Below are 23,232 nucleotides of genomic sequence, written 5' to 3' on the forward strand. Positions count from 1 at the left end.
CTCATCCTCGTAAAGGAATCCCCGCCATGCGCAAGTCGTCCATCCGCCGTACCTGTGCGGCCCTCGCCGCCGTCACCTCCCTCGCCCTGGCCGTCACCGCCTGCGGCGGCACCACCAAGGAGGACGTCAAGAGCGAGAGCGGCTCCCACACCACGGGCGGCAAGGCCGACCCGAACGCCGCGCTCAAGAAGGGCCTGACCGTCGGCTTCCTGCCGAAGGCGGTCAACAACCCCTACTTCACCTCCGCCGACAAGGGCGGCGAGACGGCGCTGAAAGCACTGGGCAACAGCTACAAGGAGGTCGGCCCCAGCAGCTCCACCGACACCTCCGGCCAGGTCTCCTACGTCAACACGCTCACCCAGCAGCAGGTTGACGCGATGGCCGTCTCCGCGCAGGACCCGGGCGCCCTGTGCACCGCGCTCAAGCAGGCCATGACCAACAAGATCAAGGTCGTCACCTACGACTCCGACACCAGGCCCGAGTGCCGCAACGCCTTCGTCTCGCAGGCCAGCGCCGAGGACCTGGGCCGCACCGAGGTGCAGCTGCTCGCCGAACAGATCGGCTACAAGGGCGAGATCGCGATCCTGTCCGCCGCGCAGACCGCGACGAACCAGAACACCTGGATCGGCTTCATGAAGGACGAGCTGAAGGACCCCAAGTACAAGGACATCAAGCTGGTCAAGGTCGCCTACGGCAACGACGACGCCCAGCAGTCCTTCCAGCAGACCCAGGGCCTGCTCCAGGAGCACCCGAACCTCAAGGGGATCATCTCCCCGACCACCGTCGGCATCAAGGCCGCCGCCCAGTACCTGTCCGGCTCCAAGTACAAGGGCAAGGTCAAGCTGACCGGCCTCGGCACCCCCAACGACATGCGCAAGTACGTCAAGAACGGCACCGTCGAGGGCTTCGAGCTGTGGGACCCGGCGAAGCTCGGCGAGCTCGCGGCGCGCACGGCCGTGGCGATGGTCTCGGGGCAGATCACCGGCGCGGAGGGCGAGACGTTCAAGGCCGGTGACATGGGTTCGTTCACCATCGGCAAGGACGGCGTGATCAGCCTCGGCAAGCCGACCGTCTTCGACGCGAAGAACATCGACCAGTTCAACTTCTAGGCACGTAAGTCCCTTGGGAGGAGCGGTACTTCATGCAGCGCGTCTGTTTCCTGCTCAAGGTCCGCCAGGACCGGCTCGCCGAGTACCGCGAACGTCATGCCGCCGTGTGGCCCGAGATGCTCGCCGCGCTCTCGGCCACCGGCTGGCACAACTACTCCCTCTTCCTGCGCGACGACGGTCTGCTCGTCGGCTACCTGGAGACCGAGGACTTCGAGGCGGCCCGGGCCGGCATGGAGGCCACCGAGGTCAACGCCCGCTGGCAGAGCGAGATGGCCCCGTTCTTCGAGTCCCTCGACGGCACCCGCCCCGACGAGGCGATGACCCCGCTCACCGAGGTCTTCCACCTCGCCTGACCCCCGGCCGGCCCTCCTGGGGGCCTGCCCTTCCCCCGAACCCGGCCCGTCCCCGAGGCCGGCGCCCTCCCCGGAACCTCTCTTCCGGGCCACCCCGCCCCGTTCCGCCTCGCCCGACAACGGAGTCCCCGAGATGAGACGACGCACACTGCTGGCCGCCACCCTCTTCGGTGCGGCGGGCACCTCCGCCCTCGCCGCCGGCACGGCTCGGGCGGCCGCCCCCGGCCCGTCCGTCACCCCGGTCGGCGGCACGCAACTCGACGCCCAGGCAGTCTTCTTCGTCTCCTACGACGGCCTGGTCAACAACAACTCGTTCCAGAAGAACGGGCTGTTGACCTACAAGGGCCACCAGTACGCCGTCTGGTACACCGCCGACAAGAACGCCGTCGTCGCCCGCCGGGCGCTCGGCGCGAGCAGTTGGGCGACGGTCCAGGTGGGCCACAGGCTGAAGGCCGGTGACTCGCACAACGTCATCTCCATGGGCGTCTCGAAGACGGACGGCCGGCTGCACCTCAACATGGACTCCCACAGCGACGGCTTCACCTACGTCAAGTCGGTCGCCGGGCTCCTCGACGACCCCGCGGGGCTGAGCTGGACCGCCGCCCGCTTCGGCGCCCCGCAGTCCACCCTGGACGGGCTCGCGCTCACCTCGCAGTTCACCTACCCCCAGTTCGTCTCCACGCCCGAGGGGAAGCTGCAGCTCAGCTACCGCGCCGGGATCTCCGGGAACGGACGCAACGCGCTGGCCGAGTACGACGGCACCGCGTGGAGCGACCTGGGCGAGTGGAGCGCGTCCACCGGCACCTACACCAGCGAGCACGGATCCAGCACGGCCCGCAACATGTACCTGCACGGCATCGACTACGACCGCACCGGCCGGCTGCACTCCTTCTTCACCTGGCGCGAGCAGAACGCCGCCGTGATGTGCAACGGCGGCGGCATCACCAACCACGACACCGGATACGTCTACTCCGACGACCGCGGCCGCACCTGGCGCAACGACGCCGGCACCGTGGTCGGCACCACCGGCGGCTCGGACAAGGTCGCGGTCACCGACGGCGGACTCGTGGTGGACGCGCTCAACCCCGACCACTCGCTGATGAACCAGGAGAGCCAGTTCACCGACTCCGCCGGCCTCCCGCACGCGATCATCAGCTACGTGCCCGGCCGCTTCGGCCAGTGCACAACGAACTACGTCACCGACCGCACCGCGAACGGCCGCGCCTTCCACCTGCGCAGGAACGCCTCGGGCAGCTGGCTGAAGACCGAGATACCGGTCGCGCCCGGCTCCAGCCAGCGCACCAAGCTGGTCCTCGACCGGTACGACAACGCCTACGCGGTCCTGCCGTTCGGCCGGATCGCCGGCGCCTCGAAGTCCTCGGGCCACACCGACTGGAAGCTGCTGTACGACGGCAGCGGCCTGAACGCGTTCGGCGAGGTCGTCATCGACGAGACGCGGATCGCGCAGGACGGCGTGCTGTCCGTGATGTACCAGGAGAAGTCCAGCGGCACGACGCCCTCGGCCCTGCACGTCGTCGACTTCGGACTGCCCGCGTGAGGGGGGTCGCGGCGGGACGGCATGCCGGTAGTGTGAACGCCTGCCTGCCCCCCTCACCAGCCCCGGAGGTCTCTGCCTGATGGCGCAGTCGGTGGGTATCAAGGACGTCGCCCGTGTCGCCGGAGTCTCCGTCGGCACGGTCTCGAACGTGATCAACCGTCCGGACACGGTCGCCACCGAGACAAGGGCCCGGGTGCTGTCCGCGATAGACCGCCTCGGCTACGTCCGCAGCGAGTCCGCGCGCCAACTGCGCGCGGGCCGCAGCCGGATCATGGGCCTGCTGGTCCTCGACATGGGCAACCCGTTCTTCGTGGACGTCGCGCGCGGTGCCGAGCGGGCCGCGCGCGACGCGGGCCTCGGCGTGATGGTCTGCAACAGCGCGCAGAACCCGGGCGAGGAGGCCGAGTACCTGTCGCTCTTCGCCGAGCAGCGGGTGCGCGGGGTGCTGCTCACCCCCGCCGACGCCACCGGCCGCAACATCGAGTCGTTCCGGCGCCACAACATCCCCTTCGTCCTCGTCGACCGGGTCGCCGAGGGCACCACCGAGTGCTCGGTGTCCGTCGACGACGTGGCGGGCGGCGCCCTCGCGGTGCGGCACCTGATCGACGCCGGGCACCGCTCGATCGCGTACGTCAGCGGACCGCCCGGCTTCAACCAGGTGCGCGACCGGCGCACCGGCGCCCTGAACGCGCTCGCCGAGGCCGGCCTCGGCCCCGACGCCCTGCGCGAGCTGCCCACCGAGCGGCTCGACGTGGCAGCCGGCCGCGACGCCGGAGCCCGGCTGCTGGGCCTCGCGGCCCGGCCGACCGCGGTGTTCTGCGCCAACGACCTGCTCGCCCTCGGCGTCCTGCAGGCCATGTACGCGGCCGGCGTCAAGGTTCCCGACGACCTCGCGATCGTCGGCTACGACGACATCGAGTTCGCGGCCGCCGCGGCCGTCCCGCTGACCTCGGTCCGGCAGCCCGCCGTCACCATGGGCGCCCTCGCCGCGGAACTCCTGCTGGAGGAGACCGAGACGGAGGAGGAGAGCGGGGCGCGCGGGCACGAGCACCGGCGGGTGGTGCTCCAGCCCGAACTCGTCGTACGCCGCTCCAGCCTGTCGGCGCGCTGACCGCGGGTTCAGTAAGATTTCATGATCCCGGGGGTCGGCCACCGGACGAACCTGTGCTGAACTGGGATGCGGCCAGCAATCCGTCCGTCCCGGGAGCCCTGTTGAGTCTCACCTACCGTCAGCCCGGCGTCGTGCTCACCGACCGCCGCTTCACCGTGCCCCTCGACCACACCGACCCGGCGGGCGAGACGATCGAGCTCTACGGCCGGGAGGTCGTCGCGAGCGACAAGGCACGTCAGGGCCACGGCCAGGACCTCCCGTGGCTGGTCTACCTCCAGGGCGGCCCCGGCTTCGGCGCCCCCCGCTTCGTCGGCAGGCAGTCCTGGCTCGACCGCGCCCTCGACGAGTACCGCGTGCTGCTCCTGGACCAGCGCGGCACCGGCCACTCCACGCCCGCCGGCCGGCAGACGCTCCCGCTGCGCGGCGGCCCCGCCGAACAGGCCGACTACCTCGCCCGTTTCCGCGCCGACGCGATCGTGCGGGACTGCGAGACCATCCGCCCCGAGGTCACCGGCGGCGCGCCCTGGACCGTGCTCGGCCAGAGCTTCGGCGGCTTCTGCGCGGTGCACTACCTGTCGACCGCCCCGGAGGGTCTCGCCGCCGCCGTCGTCACCGGCGGCCTGCCCTCGCTCGACGCGCACGCCGACGACGTCTACCGGGCCGCCTACCCGCGCATCGAACGCAAGGTCGCCGCGCACTACGCGCGCTACCCGCAGGACATCGAACGCGCCCGGCAGATCGCCGAGCACGTTCTCCGGCACGAACCGGTGCTGCCGAACGGCTACCGTCTCACGGCCGAGGCCTTCCAGTCCCTGGGCATCGTCCTGGGCGGCGGCGACGGCAGCCATCGCCTCCACCACCTGCTGGAACACGCCTTCGTCCGCACCCCGGGCGGCCTCGCGCTGTCCGACGCGTTCCAGGAGGAGGTCCAGGGCCTCCTGTCGTACGCGGGCCACCCCCTGTACGCCCTCGTGCACGAGGCGGTCTACGCGCAGGACGGGCGCCCCACGGCCTGGTCGGCCGAACGCGTCCGTGCGGAGTTCCCGCAGTTCGACGCGGCGAAGACCCTCGCGGGCGACGGCCCGCTGCTGTTCACCGGCGAGTCGGTGCACCCCTGGATGTTCGACTGCGATCCGGCCCTGCGCCCGCTGCGAGAGACGGCCGAACTGCTGGCCGCCCGCACCGACTGGCAGCCCCTGTACGACCCCGAGCGCCTGGCCGCCAACGAGGTCCCGGTCGCGGCGGCCGTGTACCACGACGACATGTACGTCGACGCCGGCCACTCCCTGCGGACCGCCCGCGCGATCCGCGGTCTGCGCACCTGGGTGACCGACGAGTTCGAGCACGACGGCGTACGGGCCGGCGGCCCCCGCGTCCTGGACCGGCTGCTGGCCCTGACCCGCGACGAGGCCTGAGGAGACGCCCCGGCCCGTCCCAGTCCCGCTCTGCCCGCTGACCCGCGTGGCCCGGGCCGGCATGCCCTGCCCTGTTTCCCGACATATGGTTCATTTCGTTGATCCGCCGGTCCAGGAGACAGGGGACGTCACCGATGAACCAGCCGTCACCCCGCCCGAGGGGACGCGCGGGCCGGCCCCGGCCGGCCGTCCCGACACTGCTCGTGGCCGCCGTGGCGGCCTCGCTCACGCTGCTGTCGTGCAGCACGGACGACAACGGCGGCTCGCCGTCCACCACCACGCGGCCGGCCACGCCCGACACGGCGTCCTTCTCCGGTACGCCGCCCTCGGGCCTGAAGTCGAAGGCCGCCTCGGCCCTCGCGTCGGCGCGTGCCTCGCTCTCGGCGGCCGCGTCCTCCGCCTCGGCCGCCGCGTCCTCCTTCGAGGCCTCCGTGTCGGCGGAGGCGGCCCGCGCCAACAAGGCGGCGCAGACGGAGCTCGGGAAGGTCGCCGGACAGGGCAACGCCACGTCCGAGGTGGCCATCACCGGCAAACCGCGGTCGGCGACCGGCGGACTGCTCGCCGTCCTCGTCACCATCACCAACAAGACCGGCAAGACGGCCTCGTACGCCGTGCAGGTCGACTTCCTCGACTCGGCGGGCAAGGTGGTGGAGACCCGGTACGTCGGCGCCGAGGACCTCGCACCCGGTGACCAGGCCCAGCCGCTCGCCATCAGCCGCAAGCCCGCCGAGCCGGTCCTGACCCCCCGGCTGGCCAAGGCCCAGCGGTACTGACCACCCGCGCCGGGTCGCCGCACACAGCTCCGCGCGGCGGCCCGGCGGCTCGTCCGCGCAGGTCGGGCCGGGGCAGGTCAGTAGGCTGGCGGCATGCGAGACGACACCACCGACCAGGCCGGTCTGCGCGGTGACTGCGAACAGTGCTTCGGGCTGTGCTGCGTCGCCCTGCCCTTCGCCCGCTCGGCCGACTTCGCCATCGGCAAGGAGGCCGGCACGCCCTGCCGCAACCTCCAGGACGACCACCGGTGCGGCATCCACGCGAAGCTGCGGCAGAAGGGCTTCGCCGGCTGCACGGTCTACGACTGCTTCGGCGCCGGACAGAAGGTCTCGCAGGTCACCTTCGGCGGGCAGGACTGGCGCGCGGGGCCGCCCGAGCGCGCCCGCCGCATGTTCGAGGTGTTCCCGGTCGTCCGCCATCTGCACGAACTGCTCCGCCACCTGACCGAGGCGCTCACGTTTCCCGCGGCCCGCCCGGCCCACGCCGACCTGCGCCGGGCTCTGGAGCGCGTCGAGCGGCTGACCCGTGGGACGCCTGAGGAACTGGCCGCCCTCGACGTGGGTGTCCACCGGCAGGAGGTCGGCGAGCTGCTGCTGAGGACCAGCGAACTGGTGCGGGCCGGGACGCGCGGCCGCCGTAAGGACCGCAGGGGCGCCGACCTGATGGGCGCCCGCCTCAAGGGCGCCGACCTGCGCGGTGTGAGCCTTCGGGGCGCCTGTCTCATCGCCGCCGACCTGACCGGCGCGGACCTGCGGGGCGCGGACCTGATCGGCGCCGACCTGCGCGACACGGACCTCTCGGGCGCCGACCTGACCGGCGCCCTCTTCCTGACCCAGCCCCAGCTGAACGCGGCCCGGGGCAGCGCCGGCACGCGGCTGCCCGAGTCAGTCACCCGTCCCGCGCACTGGGCACCGTAGCTCCGCGGCGGGCGGCTGCGGACCGGCCGCCGGGGGAGCGGCCGCGGCCCTGCGCTCCAGCCGCAGCCGCAGCCCGTCCGGCATCAGGGTGAGGCGTTCGGTCACGCGCAGCCGGTAGCCGGGGTCGGGGCGCAGTTCGTAGCGGCGCAGCAGCAGGCCGAGGACCAGCGTGGCCTCGTGCAGCGCGAACTGGCGGCCGATGCAGGCCCGCGCCCCGGTGCCGAACGGTTTGAAGGTGTGCGGCGGCCGGGACCGGACGGCCGCGGGGTCGAACCGGTCGGGGTCGAAGCCCTCCGCGTCGGGGCCCCAGACGGCGGGGTCGCGGTGCAGCATCGGGGTGAGGACCAGCGTCCAGGCGCCCCGCAGCATCGGATGCGTCCCCGCCAGCACCGTGTCGTGCCGGGCCTCCCGGGCGAAGGCCGGTGCCGTCGGCCACAGCCGCAGCGACTCGTCGAGCACGCGGCGCAGGTGGCGCAGCCTGGCCACCTGGTCGTAGCCCGGCGTGGGGGTGTCACCCCAGACCCGGTCGATCTCGGCGCGGGCGCGGGCCGCCACGTCGGGGTGCCGGGAGAGGTAGTGAAGGGCGAAGGACAGCGCGCCGGAGGTGGTCTCGTGGCCCGCCACCAGGAAGGTGATGACCTGGCGCCGTACGTTCTCCGGCGACAGCCGCTCCCCGGTCTCGGGGTGGGCCGTCTCCAGCATCCGGTCCAGCAGGTCGCCGCCCCCGCTCGCCGCGCCGGCCGTACGGCGGGCCCGCACCAGGTCGTCGACCGTGCGGTCGAGGTGGGCGATGTCCGCCGCGTTGCGGCGGGCGGCTCCGCGCAGCAGCAGCGGTGAGGGCACGGTGTTCAGCCGCTGGGCGTAGCCGAGGGTGCCCACCATCGCGGTCACGAAGGGGTGCGGGCGGTCCCGTTCGAAGGAGCCGAAGTCGTGCCCGAACCCGGTTCGCGCGATGGTCTCCAGGGTCAGCTTCGTCATGTCGCCGGGCACGTCGACGGCCCGGCCGGCCGTCACCGCGCGGTCCCAGTGGCCGGTGAGCCGCTCCGCCACGGCGAGCATCACCGGGTGATAGCCCTCCATCGCCTCACGGCTGAAGCCCGGTGCCAGGACGTCGTGCGCGAGCTGCCAGTTGGGTTCGTGGTTGTACGCCGTGAACAGGCCGTCCCCGGCGACCGGCCGGAGGTTGGCGACCCCGAGGCCCACGTGCTTGGCGAAGCGGGTCTCGTCAGCCAGGTCCGCCACGAGGTCCGCGCCCCACACGAAGACGAACTCCCGGCCGAAGGCCCGGCGGCGGAAGACGGGCCCCAGTCTGCGGGCGAAGCGGAGGGAGTCCTGGAGAGGTGTGCGCCGGCTCGCGCCCAGCACGTCGCCGAGCAGCGGCACCCGGTACGGGGGGCGCGGGATGTGGTGCAGTTCGGGCCAGCCGTGTTCGGCGCTGCGGAACCCGTTCGGGAGTGCGGCCCCGGTCGTCGTGTCCGCCATGGCGATCTCCCTCGGTCCGGCGACTGGAGGTGGCTGGTCCGGCCGCCGTCGGGCGCGGTCAGCGCGTGTTGTACGTGCGTTCAATAGCGCGTTCCAGTCTCGTCCTGTTGTTGAACCGGCGTCAAGTAAGGTGCGGGAATGGCCGCGAACGAGGGCGAGCGCACGCGCCGCCGGCTCAGCACGGGGGAGCGCCGGGAGCAACTGCTGACGGTCGGCGCGCGGCTTTTCTCGGAGAGCCCCTACGACGAGGTCCGGATCGAACGGGTCGCCGAGATCGCCGGCGTCTCGCGGGGCCTGCTCTACCACTACTTCCCGACCAAGCGGGACTTCTTCGCGGCCGTGGTGGAGCGCGAGAGCGAGCGGATGCTGCGCATGACGGCCGCGGTGCCCGGTGTTCCGGTGCGCGAACAGCTCGCCGCCGGACTCGACACCTATCTGGAGTACGTCCAGGAGCACGCCCACGGGTACCGCGCGTTCCACCGCGCGGACGCGGCGGGGGACCAGGCGGTGCGCAAGGTGTACCAGCGGGCGCTGGCCGCGCAGGAGCGGCAGATCCTGGCGGCCCTGGGCGCCGACCCCGAGTTCGGTTCCGTCTTCGGGGAACGGCCCGACGTGCGCCTGGCCGTGCGGGGTTGGCTGGCCTTCACCACCGCGGTCTGCCTGGAGTGGCTGCGTGGCGGGGATCTGGCCCGGGAGCAGGTGCGCGACCTGTGCGCCCGGGCGCTGCTGGGCGTCATCGCGCGCTGACAGCGGGCCGTGCCGGCTCGCCGGCCGTGGTTGGCGTACACCCCGGACTCCGATAAGTTAGGCAAGGCTTACCTAATGGGGGATCGGTATGGGTGACAGTCACGTCTGGGCGGCCGCGCCGTCCGCGGCGCAGCAGGTCCGCTCCGTGCTCGCCGCCGCGTGGTCCTGCGCGGTGACGGCGGAGGGCGGGCGGGAGGAGTTCGTCGGCGCGCACGAGGTCGCCGCGGACGGCCGGGTGTCGCTGCGCGTCCCCGAGGACAGCACCCTGTTCGCCGCCGCGGTCTGCGCACCCCGCGGTGAGCCGTCCGCCGTCCTGGAGTTCGCCGACGCGGCACCCGTCCCGGTCCGCGCGCGGGTCCGCGCCCGGGTCTGGCTCGCCGGCTGGTTCACCGCCGAGGACGGCCGCCTGAGCTTCCGGGCCACCCGGGTGGTGCTGCGCCGGCCGTCCGGCGCGGAGGTCGTCGGCGTCGAGGAGTACGCCGCCGCCGTACCCGACCCGCTGGCCCTGGCCGAGGCCCATCTGCTGAGCCACCTCGCGGACTGCCACGCGGACGCCGTCGAACGCCTCACCCGGCTGGTCGACCCCGGCAGCCTGCACGGGGCGGTCCGGGTCCGGCCCCTCGCCGTCGACCGGCACGGACTGACCCTGCGCGTCGAACGGGCCCGGACCCACGGCGACGTACGGCTGCCGTTCCACTCGCCCGCCGACGACGTCTCGCAGCTCACCGAACGCATGCACGTGCTGCTCACCGAGGCCGGCCGGGCCGCCTGCCCGCGCCCGCTACAGCGGCACCGCACAGACCGCGACCGGTGACGCGAACGGCTCGCCCGCGAGCCGCAGTCCGCCGCCCCTCACGTCCACGTGGAACACGCTCACGGTGCCTGACCTCTGGTTCGCCGCGAACAGCAGCCGTCCGTCCGGCGAGAACGCGATCTGCCGGGGGAAGTCACCGCCCACCGCCACCGTGTCGAGCAGTCCGAGCCGGGCGCCGCCGGCCTCCACCGCGTACCGCGTCAGGGTGTTGTCGCCCCGGTTGGCGAGATAGGCGTACGCGCCGTCCGAGGTCACCAGGAACTGCGCCGGGTAACTGGTGCCCGGCCCCGTGCCGGTGGACTGCGGGGCGCCGATGTCCAGGCGGCCGGTGCCCGGGTCGTAGGCGCAGACCGCGACCGTGTTGTCGACCTCGTTGGCCAGGTAGGCGTACCGGCCGCCGGGGTGGAAGGTGAGGTGGCGCGGGCCCGCGCCCGGCCGGGTGTGCGCCCGGGAGGTCTCGGTCAGCGTGCCCGTCCGGTCGTCGAGGCGATAGGTGTAGACGGTGTCCGTGCCCAGGTCCACCGCCAGCAGATGGCCGCCCGGACCGGTGACGAACTGGTGGGCGTGCGGGCCCTGTTGACCCGGTCCGGGCGGCGGGCTGGAATGCCTGACCAGGTCGGTCCGCTCGCCGAGCGCACCCGAGGCGTCGATCGGATGCACGGCCACGCTGCCGGAGCCGTAGTCCGCGCTGAGCAGCCAGCGCCCGCCCGGGTGCACGGACACATGGCAGGGGCCCGAGCCGCCGGTGGCGCGGGTGCCGAGGACCGTGCGGTCGGACAGCCGGACGGCGGTCACGGCGCCCGCCGCGCGCTCGTTCACCGCGTACAGCGTCCGGCCGTCGGGGTGCGGCGCCAGGAACGACGGGTTCTCGACGCCGGGGAGTGTGCCGGCCCCGGCGATCCGGCCGGTCACGGTGTCGTACGTGGCGAAGCCGATGCCCTTGCCGCCGCCGTCGACGGACGTGTAGGTGCCGAGCGCGAGCGGGCGCGTGCGTGCGGGCGTCCCGGCGGGCGACGGCGGTGCGGCCGGGGCCCTGTCGGGGGCTTTCGCGGCGGTGGGGGCGCGTCCGGCCCCGGAGCCGTTCCGCGTGGCGGCGGGCGGCGCGGGGGCGGGCAGGGCCGCGACAGCGGCGGCTCCCGCGACGGCGCCGACGAAACGCCGCCTGCTCCAGCCGCCGCGCGACGCTCCTTCCGCACTGTCCATCGTCCGCACCCTCCGTGGTCGGCCGCCCCGGGCGTCGCCCGTTGCGCGACAGCCACCTTCGCGCGGGCGGCCGACGGGACGCAAGAAAGGCACCCGCCCGTTGCGCGGTACGCAACGCGCACCGGTCACCCGTCACCCCTCGCCCGCCACCCGCGCTCCCGCCCGCCGCCGGTCGGGCCGCGCGGCCCGACCGTTACCAGTCGCCGTCCTGCACCGGCTTGCCCGACGCGTCCTTCAAGGGCTTGACCTGGTGCGGGGCGGGTTCCTGCCAGGGGTCGTGGTCGTCACCGAGCCAGTCGCCCACCGGCTGCACGGCCCCGAGGGTCTCCGTGGGCGCCAGATCCCTGGCGTCCTGGTCGTAGTAGTCGAACCAGGGCAGTCCTGCGCGCGTGTAGGCCGCCCGGTCCACCGGGGACGGCGGCGGCGCCTCCCCGGTGATGCGGCGCCACTCCGGCGGGGTCACCAGGTGCACGAAGACGCGCCCGGCGGGTTCCGGGGCCCAGTCCCCGGGAGCCCGCTCGTCGCGGTACACCTCCTGGCGCATCGAACCGCCGACGCCGAGCCCCATCGCCGCGGCGGCCCGCGCCCTGCCCCCGGGTGCGGCGGCGACCGGGGCCGCGCCGGGTGCGGGCGGTGCCGACATGGGCATCGCCGCGCCGCGGGCCCCGCCCGGCCGCATCGAGCGGACGGCCCGCTCCGCCCGGCGCCGCTCCTCCTCGCGCCAGTGCGCCAGCTCCGCCGGGTTCAGCGGGAACGACTGCAGCTGTACGCCGCCCCAGACCTCCTCGCCCGTGACCTGGCCCTCGACGGTCGCCCCCAGCCCCAGCGGCACCGCCACGAACTGACGGACGGTGCCCTTCCCGGAGTTGATGCCGTCCAGCCACGGCTGACGCGGCAGCACCACGTAGTTCTGCGGCTCGCGGGACAGCCGGCCGCTCCACGGCCGGCCCGACACCGCGCACACCTTGCCCACCCCGACCTGGAGCGCGGCCGGCTCGGTGGTGCCGGCGAAGCTCAGCCACATCGCCTCGCGCAGGTACACCGGCAGCATCACGCCGCCGCGCGCCCGCCAGGTCTCCGGCACGGTGTCCGGACAGTCCGCGACCCGCCGGACGGGAAACTCGCCGAGGCCCGGCGGCAACGCGTGCGTGCCCGTCTCGGGCAGCCGCAGGGTGCGCACGAACCGGACGGCCACACCGCCCGGCAGCCGCAGTGTGTTCCCGTCGATCCGCACGGTGGTGTCGGCCATCCGCCCGCCCCTCGTCGTCACTCGGGTGCTGCTCCTGTCGTCACCTGGAACGCGTGGCGGACGCCCGGTGGTTCCGGCGCAGCCGGGCCGGAACCCGCACGCTCTCGCGCAGCCGGGTGAGCCGTGGCATCCGCTCGCGCTGCTCCTGGCTGACCCGGTCCAGTTCCTCGAACAGCCGGCGCGTGCGGTGCTCGGTGTCGAGCTCGTCGAGGATGCGGTTGACCTCCGTCAGCGTCGCACCGTGCAGTTGCCAGTGCCGGGCGTCGCTCTGCACCTCCTCCAGCAGGAGCTGGGCGAGCTTGTCGCGGGAGGTCGCGGCCTGCCGCAGCTCGGTGCTGAGACGTTCCTCCGCCGACTCCGCGCTGTGGCTGACGTCGGTGGTGACCAGCACCGCGAAGCTCACCACCGCGTCGGCGATCTCGGACAGGAGTTGTTCCACGGCGGCGCCGGTCCCCGGGGTGAACAGCGCGTCGGGTTCGCGTTCCTTCGCGAGGTCGGTGAAGGTGCGGGCGAGGACCCGCAGCACCACCGTGCAGATCTCCAGCGTGTCCAGGCCGGTGCGCAGCACCACCCGGTGCAGCAGCCCCTCGCGCACCCGCGGGTTGAGCCGCAGGCTGTCCTCCGCCTGCCGCAGGGCCGCGTCCACCTCGACGATCGCGTGGTCGAGCCGGCGTGCCTCGTGCAGCCGGGCCGCCGCCTCCTCGACGCGGATCCGGCCCGCGGCCTGCTCGCCCATGCTCAGCATCAGCTGCCGTACCCGCCGGGCCAGCCCCTCGATCGACTCCCCCGCCTCGTCCACCCACACCGGTGGGGCGAGGACCAGATTGCACCCGAGACCGACGACCGCGCCGATCAGCGTCTCCAGGATGCGCGCCCACGCGGTGTCCCCGACGCTCGTGACACCGAGCACCAGCATCGCGCTGATCGCCACCTCGGGCACGTACTCGTCGACCCGCACCAGGTGCCCGACGGCCAGCGACGCCACGATCAGCAGTGCGAGACTCCACCAGGTCAGTCCCACCAGCATGCTGAAGGCGATGGCGACGAGGACCCCGGCCACCACCGCGTTCACCCGGCGGATGCCGTTGGTGAGGGTGGCGTACAGGGTGACCTGGACGACGAGCAGCGCGGTCAGCGGCGCGGTGAGCGGTGCCGCCTCGGGGCTCAGACGCAGGGCGACGACGTAGGCCAGGGACGCCGCGACCGCCGATCGCAGGGTCCGCACGACCACAGGTTCCCTGTGCCGCTTCACCAGCCGCACAGGGGACGCCGTCAACTCACGTACATCTCGCATCCTTGCGCTGACCCCTTCCACAGATGCACCGACGCTACTCGTTGAGGACCGTGACTGTCCTCAACGCATCTGGGCCGGTACCCGCCGCTCGGGCGAACATCCGAAACGGACCGTCGTGGGTCGGGCGGGGGAGGCGGGGCGGCCCTGGGCAGGTGGTCGGTGGCTGTCGTCGCACGTCACCCGTCACACGTGACTCGTCACAGGTCACCCGCACACGTGACTCGTCACAGGTCACAGGTCACAGGTCACGCGTCACCGGTCACCCGTCGGACATCAGACGAAGAGCTTGTCGAGGAAGGCGGCCAGGTTGCCCGTGGTGCGGGCGATCTGCTCCTCCAGGGTCAGGCTCTCCTCGAAGCGGCTCCCGCTCTCCGGGACCTTCCTGCCCCGGAGGTAGAGGGAGCAGGCGAGGTCGGTGCACATGTAGAGGCCGACCGAGTTCCCCTCGCGGCCCGCGGATCCCGCCTTGCGGGCCGTCATCAGGGAGACTCCCCCGCCCCGGTGCGTGGTCAGGCACAGCGAGCACAGGCTGCGGTGCAGGAAGCCCCGGGTCGAGGGAGGGAAGCGCAACGTGACACCGACGGGCCGGCCCTCCCGCTCGGCGACGAGATAGCTGCGGTCGGGGGCCCCGGGGTCGCGCCAGCCCAGGAAGTCCAGGTCGTCCCAGGGCCGCTCGGCGAGGTCCCGGGGCACGGCGAGACGCCTGGCCTCTCCCTTCGAGCAGTTGACGAAGGAGTCGCGAACGGTCTGCTCGGTGAGTGCTTTCATGGCGAGGCTCCTGGAGGGGTGGGGTTGTGGGTCACGCACACCGGGACCGTGCGCGCTCGGCAATTTCCTAGGGCCACTAGGTTTCAGCCTAGGCTAGACAGTCGGACGCAGGGGAGCCAGTGCTTTTTGGGGAACTCGGTTCCGTGCGGACGCGGGACTGTGCGCCGGCGTGGGATCGGCCTCACTTCGTTCAGGTCGTGAATTAAGGGTGGGTGAAACTCGCGCCCGGCGGCCCCGCAGAGGTATCTTGCAGGTCGGCGGGGTTCGGAGAAGGAGCCACATGGCGGGGCGGAACGGGCGCACGGTACGCGACCTCAGGCGGGCCAACCGCACGGCCGTGCTGCAACGGCTCTACTTCGACGGACCCCTCAGCCGTTTCGAACTCGGCCCGGTGACCGGGCTCAGCTCCGGCTCCGTCAGCAACGTCGTCGCCGACCTGGTCGCCGACGGACTGGTCGAGGAGGCCGGCAGCGTCGACTCCGACGGCGGCCGCCCCCGCACCCTGCTGCGCGCGGCGCCCGACAGCGGCCACATGATCGGCGTCGACGTCGGCGAGACCCGCGTAAGGATCGAGCTGTTCGACCTGGCGCTGACCGAACTCGCCCGCGTGCAGCACCCGCTGGCCCGGCAGGAGTACGAGGTCGAGGGCATCGTCGGCCACATCCGCGACGGCATCGCCGAGGTCCTCGCCGCCGCCCGTATCGCGCCCGAGCGGCTGCTCGGCGTCGGCATCGGCGTGCCCGGCATCGTGGAACACACCCCCGAGCGAGGCGCCGTCGTGCATGGGCAGACCATCGGCTGGGACGCCGTCCCGCTGGAGGAGCTGCTGCGCGCCGGGTCCCAACTCCCGGACACCGTGCCCTACTTCATCGACAACGGCGCCAAGACCCTGGGCCAGGCCGAGATGTGGTTCGGCGGCGGCCGCGGTGCCCGCAACGCGATCGTCGTCCTGTTCGGCTCCGGTGTCGGCGCCTGTCTGGTGACCCCCGAGGTGGAGCACGGCCGGGCCGTCGAGTGGGGCCATCTGACGGTCCGCGTCCGAGGGCGCCGCTGCCGCTGCGGAGCCCTGGGCTGTCTGGAGGCGTACGCGGGCGCCGAGTCCCTCCTCGAGCGCTGGCGCGAGGAGGGCGGCCGCCCCGCGGAGGGCGCCGACGAGGAGACCGCGCTGACCGACATGCTGGCCGCCGCCTACCCGCCGGAGGGCACCTCGGCCGACCCGGTGGCGCTCGCCGTGCTGGAGGAGACCGCCGAGTACCTGGGCGCCGGCCTGTCCGACCTGATCAACCTCTTCCAGCCCGAGCGCATCCTCATCGGCGGCTGGGCCGGCCTCCAGCTCGGCGCGCGGTTCCTGCCCGCCGTACGCCGGCACGCGGTGTCGTACGCCCTGCGCCACCCGGCCGAGAAGGTCACCGTCGAAATGGGCCGCCTCGGGCCCGACGCGGTCACCGTGGGCGCCGCGATCCTGCCGCTCGCCGACTTCTTCGCCCGTGGCGGCAGACGCGCCGAACCCGAGCCGCAGGGACCCCCTCCGGCCTGGCGCACCGCCCTCCAGGAGCGCGCGCCGCACTGAGGTTGCGCTGGTCACCGCGGGGTACTCGCCACTCCCGTAGCCCAGGCGAAGGGAGTACGTCGTGGCCGACCACCGCCACGAAGGACCAGGTGAGAACGGCACGCCCCTCCCGCGGGACCTGCCGGACCAGCAGGCGCACGCCGGGGAGGACCCCTGGGAGGTCGTCCCCTCGCGCCAACGCGGCGCCACCGACGGCGTGGACGAAGAGGGTCCGGAGGGCGAACCCGCTGATGCGGGCGAACCCGGTGAGGCGGGCGACGAGCGGGCCACCGACGTGCCGGACACCGACGAGGCCGGCACGGGCCGGCAGGGCGAACCGCAGTCGGCGTCCCCGCATCCCGAGCACCCCGTGCCGGACGAGGCCACTGACTGACCGCGGCCCGAACGCGAGGGGGAGCCGGCACGGGTGTGTCCGACCGGGTCCACGACCCGAGGTGCACGGTGGTCCCCCAGCGCGAACGCCTGGACCAGGAGCGGGCGGGGGTGTCCCGGCCGGCGGGTTGAGCACCGGGTCGCCTGCGGTCCTTGCGGGCCCGGGTGGGGGAGTCGTGGCACCGTGCCGTCAGCCGTCAGCCGTCAGCCGTCAGCCGTCAGCCGTCAGCCGTAGCCGTCAGTCGGGGGCGGTGGGAGTGACCCGGCCGGGGGCTGAGTGCCGGCCGATGACGGTGCCCGCGGCTCCCCGGCAGGGGCCCGCGGGCGTGTGCCGTCAGCCGACCTCGCGGCCTCGCATCGGCTCGGTGTCCGCGCCCTCGCCGCGCTGCACACCCTGGAGGAACTCCGTCAGGACCTCCGTCGCCGTGTACCGCGGGCTCCAGCTCAGCTCGGTCCGCGCGCGGGTGACGTCCATCAGCGGCAGCCTGAGGACGGCGTCGAACAGGTGGGGCGAGGCGGGCAGCAGTCGCAGCCCCCACGCGGCGGCGATCGCCGACCGGGCAGCGGTGCGCGGCAGCCGCACCGGACGGACACCGAGCAGCTCGCCCAGCAGGTCCGCGTCGACCGGCGGATCGGCCGCCAGGTTGAACGCGCCGTGGACGTCCGTGCGCAGCGCCAGTCGGTACGCCTCGGCCGCGTCGTCGGTGTGCAGCGCCTGGACCCGCAGTCCCGGTATGTCGGGGAGGAAGGGCAGGAGTTCGGGGCGCGCCAGCGGGCCCGGCAGGAAGCGGCCGCCGAAGATGCGCCGCTGCTCGCTCGCCGAGGCCCGCTTGAAGAGGAACGCGGGCCGCATCCGGACCACCCGGACACCGGGATGCTCGTACTCGAAGGTGTCCAGGGCCCGCTCCAGGTAGGCCTTCTCCCGGCAGTACGCGGCGTCCGGCCAGCCGTGGGTCGGCCACGACTCGTCCACCGTGTGGTCCTTGGGCCCCGGCGAGTACGCGCCGACCGACGAGGCGTGCACCAGCGTCGGCACACCGGCCGCCGCCACGGCCTCGAACACCCGGATGGAGCCCAGCACGTTGGTGCGCCAGGTCGTCGCCGGGTCGTGCGTCGGCTGGAACGCCCAGGCCAGGTGTATGACCGCGGAGGCGCCCGTGAACTCCTTGACCAGGTCGGCCTGTCCGGAGGTGAGGTCGACCGCGGACCAGTCCGTCTTCGGGGGCGACCAGTCCGGCAGCCGGCGGGCCAGCCCCCGCACGGACCCGACCTCGGGGTCCTCGGAGAGCAGGCGCACCACGCTGGTCCCTACGTTGCCGGTGGCGCCCGTGACGACGATCGTGCTGCCCGTTGCGCTGTTCATCTTCGGCTCCTCTCGGCCGCGAGTCGCAGGCCGTGCCCGGCCTCTCCCGCCGACGGGCGGGACGAGAGCGGGACCCGAACCGGCGGGGGGCCCGGGTACCCGGCCACCCCCGATGCACGCGCCGGTGCCCCCGGGCCGCCCGCGCCGGGGGAGCGGGCCGGTGTCAGGCCCCGGCGGCGAAGGCGTCGACGCCCGTCCGCCCGGCCGACAGTGCCCACAGGCGGGCCGCCTGCCCGGGGTCGGTCGCCCAGTCCTTGACGCCGGTGCGCTCGCCGTCGGCCGGGGCCGGTTCGGCGATGTCGCAGTCCTCCAGGTAGACACCGCCGCGTTCGGCCAGCTGGGGCGAGGTCGCGGCCCAGACCTGGGTGGCGGCGCCCTGCTGCGGGGTCTTCAGGCCCTCCTGCGGGATCGGGTTGCCGTCCTCGTCGATCCAGCCGTTCGCCACCATCTCCTCCCGGGGCAGGTGGCGCTGCAGCGGGGTGAGGATGCCGCCGGGGTGCAGCGCGAAGGCCCGTACGCCGTGGTCGCGGCCGAGCCGGTCGAGGTGGACGGCGAACAGGACGTTGGCCGTCTTCGCCTGTCCGTAGGCCGCCCACTTGTCGTAGCCCTCGCGCCAGTCGACGTCGTCCCAGCGGATGCCGGAGAAGTGGTGGCCGCGCGAGGACACGGAGACCACGCGGGCGCCACCCGGCTCGATGGCCGGCCACAGCCGGTTGACGAGCGCGAAGTGGCCGAGGTGGTTCGTCGCGAACTGGGCCTCCCAGCCGGGCCCGACACGGGTCTCCGGGCAGGCCATGATCCCGGCGTTGTCGATGACGAGGTCGAGGGTGCGGCCCGAGGCGAGGAACCGCTCGGCGAAGCCGCGGACGCTGTCCAGGTCCGCGAGGTCCAGTTCGTCCACCTCGACCCCGTCGACGCCCGCCAGGGCCTCCCGGGCGGTGGCGGGCCGGCGGGCCGGGACGACGACCCGGGCGCCCGCCCCGGTGAGAGCCCGCGTGGTCTCCAGGCCGATGCCCGAGTAGCCGCCGGTCACCAGTGCGAGCCGTCCGGTCAGGTCGATGCCGGCGAGGACCTCGTCGGCGGTGCTGCGGGCGCCGAAGCCCGATCCGATCTTGTGCTGTGCAGTGCTCATGTCCAGGACGCTACGGATTGGAGTGCGCTCGAAGTCAAGCGACGCCGTGGCGGGGTGCGGGCAAAGGGAAAGCCCCGACCGGACGGGGGAATCACGGTCGGGGCGGTACGGGTGTGGGCGCGGACGGCGGTCGCCTCTCGGCGAGTCGCTCCACAGGGCTTCAGCCGGACGATCGTCCCTGTGGGCAGAAGGTGAGGCCCGGGGACACTGTCCCGTCCACACCCACGGTCGGTTCAACGGCCGACCGCCCCGGGGTGTTCCGCGCTCTGTGGCGGTATGGGGTGATCCGTGTCACTGCTGCCGGGGCCGGGGCCATCGCTGGGGTTCGGGACCGCCTCGGACCAGAGGCTCTCCGCCTGGAGCAGGAGCGTGCCGAGCACCACCGCGCGTGAGGCGTCCTGCCCGGCGTGCTCGCGCAGGCTCTCCTGCAACCGTCGGTGCGTCTCCCGCGCGGTGTCCTCGGCCCGGCCGTCCGGGCGGCCCCCGCCGGGGCACCCCCACAGCCGGCGGCCCTCCGCCTGACAGGCGTCCCCGATCAGCTCCAGCAGCCCCGCGTAGGCGCACAGCTGGGCCCGGCCGGGCGGGGCCGGGCTGCGCCCCTCGTCGGCGGTGACGGCCAGCGTCCGGGTCAGCGCCCTGATGTGGCCGGTGACCCGGCTCCACCGCTCGTCCTCCTCCTCGGGCGGGGCCGACAGCGGCGCCCGGGCGAGGGCGCGCAGCGGTTTCGAGGTCAGACGCAGGCCCTCCCTGCTCCAGCGGCGCGCCGAGCGCAGCGCGTCCAGGCGGTCCTCCAGCCGTGCGGAGGCGTGCGACCAGTCGGCGGCCGTCTGCGCGTCCCAGTCGTCGTCGCGCAGACCGGCGGCGACGGTGTGCAGGACGTCCCCGGACTCCCGGGCGAGCCCCGACAGGTTCTCCCGTACGTCCCGCAGGTGGACCGGCGGCAGCACGAGCGCGTTGACCGCGATCCCGATCACGGCGCCGAGCGCCGCCAGCCCCACCCGGTGTCCCACCGCGGAGGCGCCGACCGTGCCCGAGGCGAGGGTGAACACGGCGGTGGTGGCCATGTAGATGCCCTGGTCGCCGAAGCGGCGCCAGTTCGCGAGGAGCATCAGCACCGGTATGGACAGGGCCAGGGCGCCCAGTGTCCAGCCGGTGAGCGCCAGGGCCGCCGACGCCAGCAGGGTCCCGGCGCAGATCGCCGTGACCTGCTGCGCGGCCTGCCGCAGCGAGCTGTACACGGTGGCCTGCACCAGGACCAGGGCCGCCCAGGGCGCCATGAGGGCCATCGGGTCGCCGAGCAGGTCGCTCGCCACGAACCAGGCGAGCAGCGCGGCGGCCGCCGCCTTCAGCGACTGCACGACCAGGTCGCGCTCCCGGCCGGGCCCCCGCCAGACGGCCAGGGCGGCCCGGCCCACGGCCTGTGCCTCCCGGCGTACCGCATCCGTCACTTGAGTCATCCGCTGTGGGTATCCCGATACGGCCGGTGTCTCACCTCCGGCCGGTGTCTCACCTTCGGCCGGTGTCTCACCTTCGGCCGGTGCCTCACCCGAAGGGACTGTCCGCGAGGGAGTCCAGCAGGTCGGCCGGGTCGTCGTAGATCACCTGGGCGCCCGCCCCGGTCAGGTCGGCGCGGGGGATGCCCCCGCTCAGCAGGCCCACGCAGCGGACTCCGGCCCGGGTGCCGGCCTGCATGTCCCACACGGTGTCGCCGACGAACACGGCCCGCTCGGCGGGCACCCCCGCGAGTTCCAGGGCGTGTTCGACCGGCTCGGGCGCGGGTTTGCCCGCGTCGACGTCGTCGGCGCTGGCGGTGGCGCGGATCGCGTCGTCGGCGTCGATCGCCTTCAGCAGCGCGCCCAGTTCGGCGCCGCCCGCCGAGGTGGCGAGCACCACCGTCCAGCCCTTGCCGTCGAGCTGCCGCAGCAGCCGCCCGGCGTCGCGCAGCGCCGGCAGCCGGCCGAAGTACTGCCCGTACAGGGCCTTGTGCGCGGCGCTGAGCTCCGCGTCCTGGTCCTTGTCGCGGTCCTCGCCGAGCAGATGGGCGACGAGGTCGCCGGAGCCGAGTCCCACGGCCCGGTGGATGGCGTGTGTGGGCACCTGGTGGCCCGCCTGCCGGAAAGCCTCCCACCAGGTCACCACGTGGAGGTGGTTGGTGTCGACGAGGGTCCCGTCGACGTCGAACACGGCCGCCCGTTCCATACGCTGGTCCTTCCTCTGTGATCCCCGTACGGGTACCACGTCAGGGGCCGCTCACGCCGGCCGGTGTGCGGCCCTCGCGGGTCCACGCCAGCACCTGCTCCCGCGACCACGTGGTGACCACCCGTTCGGCGGGCACCCCGCACTCCTCGGCCCGCGCGCAGCCGTAGACCTGCCAGTCGAGCTGTCCCGGCGCGTGGGCGTCGGTGTCGACGGAGAACAGCACCCCCGCCTCGACGGCCCGGCGCAGCAGGCGACGCGGCGGGTCGAGCCGCTCGGGCCGGCTGTTGATCTCCACGGCCGTACCGGACTCCGCGCAGGCCGCGAACACCTCGTCGGCGTCGAACTCCGACTCGGGCCGCCCCCGCCCGGTGACCAGCCGCCCGGTGCAGTGCCCGAGCACGTCGGCGTGCGGATCGCGTACGGCTGCCACCATGCGCCGGGTCATCGCGCGGGCGTCCATGCGCAGCTTGGAGTGCACGGACACCACCACCACGTCGAGCTGTTGGAGCAGGTCCGGTTCCTGGTCGAGCGAGCCGTCGTCGAGGATGTCGCACTCGATGCCGGTGAGCAGGCGGAAGGGCGCCCAGGTGCGGTTGAGTTCCGCCACCAGCTCCACCTGTTCGCGCAGCCGCTCGGGCGACAGTCCGCGGGCGACCGTCAGCCGCGGCGAGTGGTCGGTCAGCACCGCCCACTCGTGCCCCAGGGCCGCCGCCGCCCTGCCCATCTCCTCGACCGGGCTGCCGCCGTCGGACCAGTCGGAGTGCAGATGGCAGTCGCCGCGCAGCAGCGCCCGCAGCCGTTCGCCGCCAAGTGCGAGCGGCGCGTCCGACGTCTCCTCCAGCGTCTCCAGATAGCCGGGCATCCCGCCGTCCAGCGCCTCGCGCACCACCTGCGCGGTCTTGGGCCCGATGCCCTTGAGCGACTCCAGCGTCCCGTCGCGGGCCCGCTCGCGCACCTCGTCCGCGGGCAGCGCGGTCAGCGTCCGGGCCGCCGTACGGAAGGCGCGGACGCGATAGGTCGGCGCCAGGGACCGCTCCAGCAGGAACGCGATCCGGTCCAGGGCCTCGACAGGGTCCATCGCCACCTCCTCCTCCAGGGTTCCCCAGCCCCGCGGGCCCCGCACGACGGACGGGCGGTGCGTCCGCCGTCCCGCCCCGGTACCGCGGTCGCCCGTCAGCCACCACCTCGGCAACACCCGGCGGTGTGCCGTGCCTCGTACACCGCCCCGCGCGTCCTCGAACCGGTCGCGCAGGGGCACACCGTCGCCCCCGCTCTCACCCGGCTGGGCGAACACGGCCACTTCGACCGGCCACGCAAGGAGCCGTCGGGGCGGCCGTTCCGGACCTGCTGGGCGGCTGACCAGGCCGCCCGCCTCGCCGCCCGGCGTTCTACGCTCGACGCATGACCGAAGTCACGAGCCCGCACATCGCCCACCCGCGGATCACGGTGCTCGGGGTGCAGCCGGGCACGCCGCCCTTCCGGATCGTGGAGATCGACGGCCAGGTGGTCGGGGAGGCGAAGGCCGTCACCGACGTGCTGGAGGCGGCCGCCGCGTTCGGCATCACCGTCCACGACCTCGACGACCCCGAGGTGGTCCGCTGGGTGGGCGGGGACAAGTTCACCTGGAGGCGGCACTAGCCCTGGCACCCGGCCCTGGCGGACGGGGCCCTGACCCGGCGTGGTGGGGGGGGGGGGGGGGGGGGGGGGGGGGGGGGGGGGGGGGGGGGGGGGGGGGGGGGGGGGGGGGGGGGGGGGGGGGGGGGGGGGGGGGGGGGGGGGGGGGGGGGGGGGGGGGGGGTCGT

General features: G+C 73.8%; 23 protein-coding genes. 13 read left to right on the forward strand and 10 right to left on the reverse strand.

What is annotated here, in order from left to right:
• The first annotated feature begins 26 nt into the window (after positions 1 to 26).
• The 7 genes from rhaS to AC07AZ_RS16355 all read left to right on the forward strand — a co-directional run bounded on the left by rhaS (position 27) and on the right by AC07AZ_RS16355 (position 7,237).
• On the forward strand, positions 27 to 1,109 hold the full coding sequence (rhaS, locus tag AC07AZ_RS16325; RefSeq protein WP_478848084.1) for a rhamnose ABC transporter substrate-binding protein: 1,083 nt from the start codon (positions 27 to 29) through the stop codon (positions 1,107 to 1,109).
• Positions 1,110 to 1,141: 32 nt separating this feature from the next.
• Positions 1,142 to 1,462 carry an L-rhamnose mutarotase gene (locus AC07AZ_RS16330; RefSeq protein ID WP_478848086.1) on the forward strand — a complete coding sequence of 107 codons (321 nt, stop codon included), beginning with the start codon at positions 1,142 to 1,144 and terminating at the stop codon, positions 1,460 to 1,462.
• 133 nt (positions 1,463 to 1,595) lie between these two features.
• Complete coding sequence (locus AC07AZ_RS16335) at positions 1,596 to 3,020, forward strand: BNR repeat-containing protein (RefSeq protein WP_478848088.1); 1,425 nt, start codon at positions 1,596 to 1,598, stop codon at positions 3,018 to 3,020.
• Positions 3,021 to 3,099: 79 nt separating this feature from the next.
• On the forward strand, positions 3,100 to 4,131 hold the full coding sequence (locus AC07AZ_RS16340) for a LacI family DNA-binding transcriptional regulator (protein WP_478848090.1): 1,032 nt from the start codon (positions 3,100 to 3,102) through the stop codon (positions 4,129 to 4,131).
• A 101-nt stretch (positions 4,132 to 4,232) separates the two neighbouring features.
• Positions 4,233 to 5,546 (forward strand): alpha/beta fold hydrolase, encoded by a 1,314-nt coding sequence (locus tag AC07AZ_RS16345; RefSeq protein WP_478848092.1) that lies wholly within the window; start codon positions 4,233 to 4,235, stop codon positions 5,544 to 5,546.
• Between the two features lie 134 nt (positions 5,547 to 5,680).
• Positions 5,681 to 6,319, forward strand: a complete 639-nt coding sequence (locus tag AC07AZ_RS16350; protein ID WP_478848094.1) for an FxLYD domain-containing protein — start codon at positions 5,681 to 5,683, stop codon at positions 6,317 to 6,319.
• Between the two features lie 93 nt (positions 6,320 to 6,412).
• Positions 6,413 to 7,237: a pentapeptide repeat-containing protein gene (locus AC07AZ_RS16355; protein ID WP_478848096.1), complete on the forward strand. Its 825-nt coding sequence runs from the start codon at positions 6,413 to 6,415 to the stop codon at positions 7,235 to 7,237.
• Here the strand turns inward: AC07AZ_RS16355 and AC07AZ_RS16360 are convergent.
• Positions 7,205 to 8,719, reverse strand: coding sequence for a cytochrome P450 (locus AC07AZ_RS16360; protein ID WP_478848098.1), 1,515 nt, complete (start codon positions 8,717 to 8,719; stop codon positions 7,205 to 7,207). The genes AC07AZ_RS16355 and AC07AZ_RS16360 overlap by 33 nt on opposite strands.
• 138 nt (positions 8,720 to 8,857) lie before the next feature.
• Between AC07AZ_RS16360 and AC07AZ_RS16365 the strand changes: the two genes are divergently transcribed.
• Together AC07AZ_RS16365 and AC07AZ_RS16370 are read left to right on the forward strand one after the other, a co-directional pair.
• Entirely contained in the window at positions 8,858 to 9,466 is a 609-nt protein-coding gene (locus AC07AZ_RS16365; protein ID WP_478848100.1) for a TetR/AcrR family transcriptional regulator, read from the forward strand.
• 88 nt (positions 9,467 to 9,554) lie between these two features.
• Entirely contained in the window at positions 9,555 to 10,280 is a 726-nt protein-coding gene (locus AC07AZ_RS16370; RefSeq protein ID WP_478848102.1) for a DUF2470 domain-containing protein, read from the forward strand.
• Here AC07AZ_RS16370 and AC07AZ_RS16375 read toward each other — a convergent pair.
• From AC07AZ_RS16375 to AC07AZ_RS16390, 4 genes are all read right to left on the reverse strand, one after another.
• Complete coding sequence (locus tag AC07AZ_RS16375; protein ID WP_478848104.1) at positions 10,248 to 11,483, reverse strand: lactonase family protein; 1,236 nt, start codon at positions 11,481 to 11,483, stop codon at positions 10,248 to 10,250. The genes AC07AZ_RS16370 and AC07AZ_RS16375 overlap by 33 nt on opposite strands.
• A gap of 193 nt (positions 11,484 to 11,676) precedes the next feature.
• A complete protein-coding gene (locus AC07AZ_RS16380; RefSeq protein ID WP_478848106.1) occupies positions 11,677 to 12,732 on the reverse strand; it encodes a hypothetical protein in 1,056 nt (351 codons plus the stop codon).
• Positions 12,733 to 12,772: 40 nt separating this feature from the next.
• Complete coding sequence (locus tag AC07AZ_RS16385) at positions 12,773 to 14,026, reverse strand: FUSC family protein (RefSeq protein ID WP_478848108.1); 1,254 nt, start codon at positions 14,024 to 14,026, stop codon at positions 12,773 to 12,775.
• A gap of 273 nt (positions 14,027 to 14,299) precedes the next feature.
• Positions 14,300 to 14,794, reverse strand: coding sequence for an FBP domain-containing protein (locus AC07AZ_RS16390; RefSeq protein ID WP_478848110.1), 495 nt, complete (start codon positions 14,792 to 14,794; stop codon positions 14,300 to 14,302).
• 280 nt (positions 14,795 to 15,074) lie between these two features.
• Here AC07AZ_RS16390 and AC07AZ_RS16395 point away from each other — a divergent pair, with 280 nt between their 5' ends.
• Both AC07AZ_RS16395 and AC07AZ_RS16400 read left to right on the forward strand, forming a co-directional pair.
• The gene (locus tag AC07AZ_RS16395; protein ID WP_478848112.1) at positions 15,075 to 16,364 is read left to right on the forward strand and encodes an ROK family protein; all 1,290 of its coding nucleotides are present in this window, start codon (positions 15,075 to 15,077) and stop codon (positions 16,362 to 16,364) included.
• Between the two features lie 61 nt (positions 16,365 to 16,425).
• Positions 16,426 to 16,737, forward strand: a complete 312-nt coding sequence (locus AC07AZ_RS16400; protein WP_478848114.1) for a hypothetical protein — start codon at positions 16,426 to 16,428, stop codon at positions 16,735 to 16,737.
• Between the two features lie 333 nt (positions 16,738 to 17,070).
• Here the strand turns inward: AC07AZ_RS16400 and AC07AZ_RS16405 are convergent, their stop codons facing one another.
• The 5 genes from AC07AZ_RS16405 to AC07AZ_RS16425 all read right to left on the reverse strand — a co-directional run bounded on the left by AC07AZ_RS16405 (position 17,071) and on the right by AC07AZ_RS16425 (position 22,508).
• Positions 17,071 to 18,099, reverse strand: coding sequence for an SDR family oxidoreductase (locus tag AC07AZ_RS16405; protein WP_478848116.1), 1,029 nt, complete (start codon positions 18,097 to 18,099; stop codon positions 17,071 to 17,073).
• 163 nt (positions 18,100 to 18,262) lie between these two features.
• Entirely contained in the window at positions 18,263 to 19,231 is a 969-nt protein-coding gene (locus AC07AZ_RS16410; RefSeq protein WP_478848118.1) for an SDR family NAD(P)-dependent oxidoreductase, read from the reverse strand.
• Between the two features lie 233 nt (positions 19,232 to 19,464).
• Positions 19,465 to 20,688: an FUSC family protein gene (locus tag AC07AZ_RS16415; protein ID WP_478848120.1), complete on the reverse strand. Its 1,224-nt coding sequence runs from the start codon at positions 20,686 to 20,688 to the stop codon at positions 19,465 to 19,467.
• Between the two features lie 85 nt (positions 20,689 to 20,773).
• Positions 20,774 to 21,430 (reverse strand): HAD family hydrolase, encoded by a 657-nt coding sequence (locus tag AC07AZ_RS16420; protein ID WP_478848122.1) that lies wholly within the window; start codon positions 21,428 to 21,430, stop codon positions 20,774 to 20,776.
• 40 nt (positions 21,431 to 21,470) lie between these two features.
• Positions 21,471 to 22,508: a PHP domain-containing protein gene (locus tag AC07AZ_RS16425; protein ID WP_478848124.1), complete on the reverse strand. Its 1,038-nt coding sequence runs from the start codon at positions 22,506 to 22,508 to the stop codon at positions 21,471 to 21,473.
• Positions 22,509 to 22,631: 123 nt separating this feature from the next.
• On the opposite strand from AC07AZ_RS16425, the gene AC07AZ_RS16430 reads away from it, so the two are divergent.
• Positions 22,632 to 22,835 (forward strand): hypothetical protein, encoded by a 204-nt coding sequence (locus AC07AZ_RS16430; RefSeq protein WP_478848126.1) that lies wholly within the window; start codon positions 22,632 to 22,634, stop codon positions 22,833 to 22,835.
• Entirely contained in the window at positions 22,832 to 23,068 is a 237-nt protein-coding gene (locus tag AC07AZ_RS16435) for a hypothetical protein (protein ID WP_478848128.1), read from the forward strand. The genes AC07AZ_RS16430 and AC07AZ_RS16435 overlap by 4 nt, the downstream gene beginning before the upstream one ends.
• Positions 23,069 to 23,232 lie beyond the last annotated feature (164 nt).

The organism is Streptomyces sp. NPDC043878 (genome assembly GCF_056435735.1).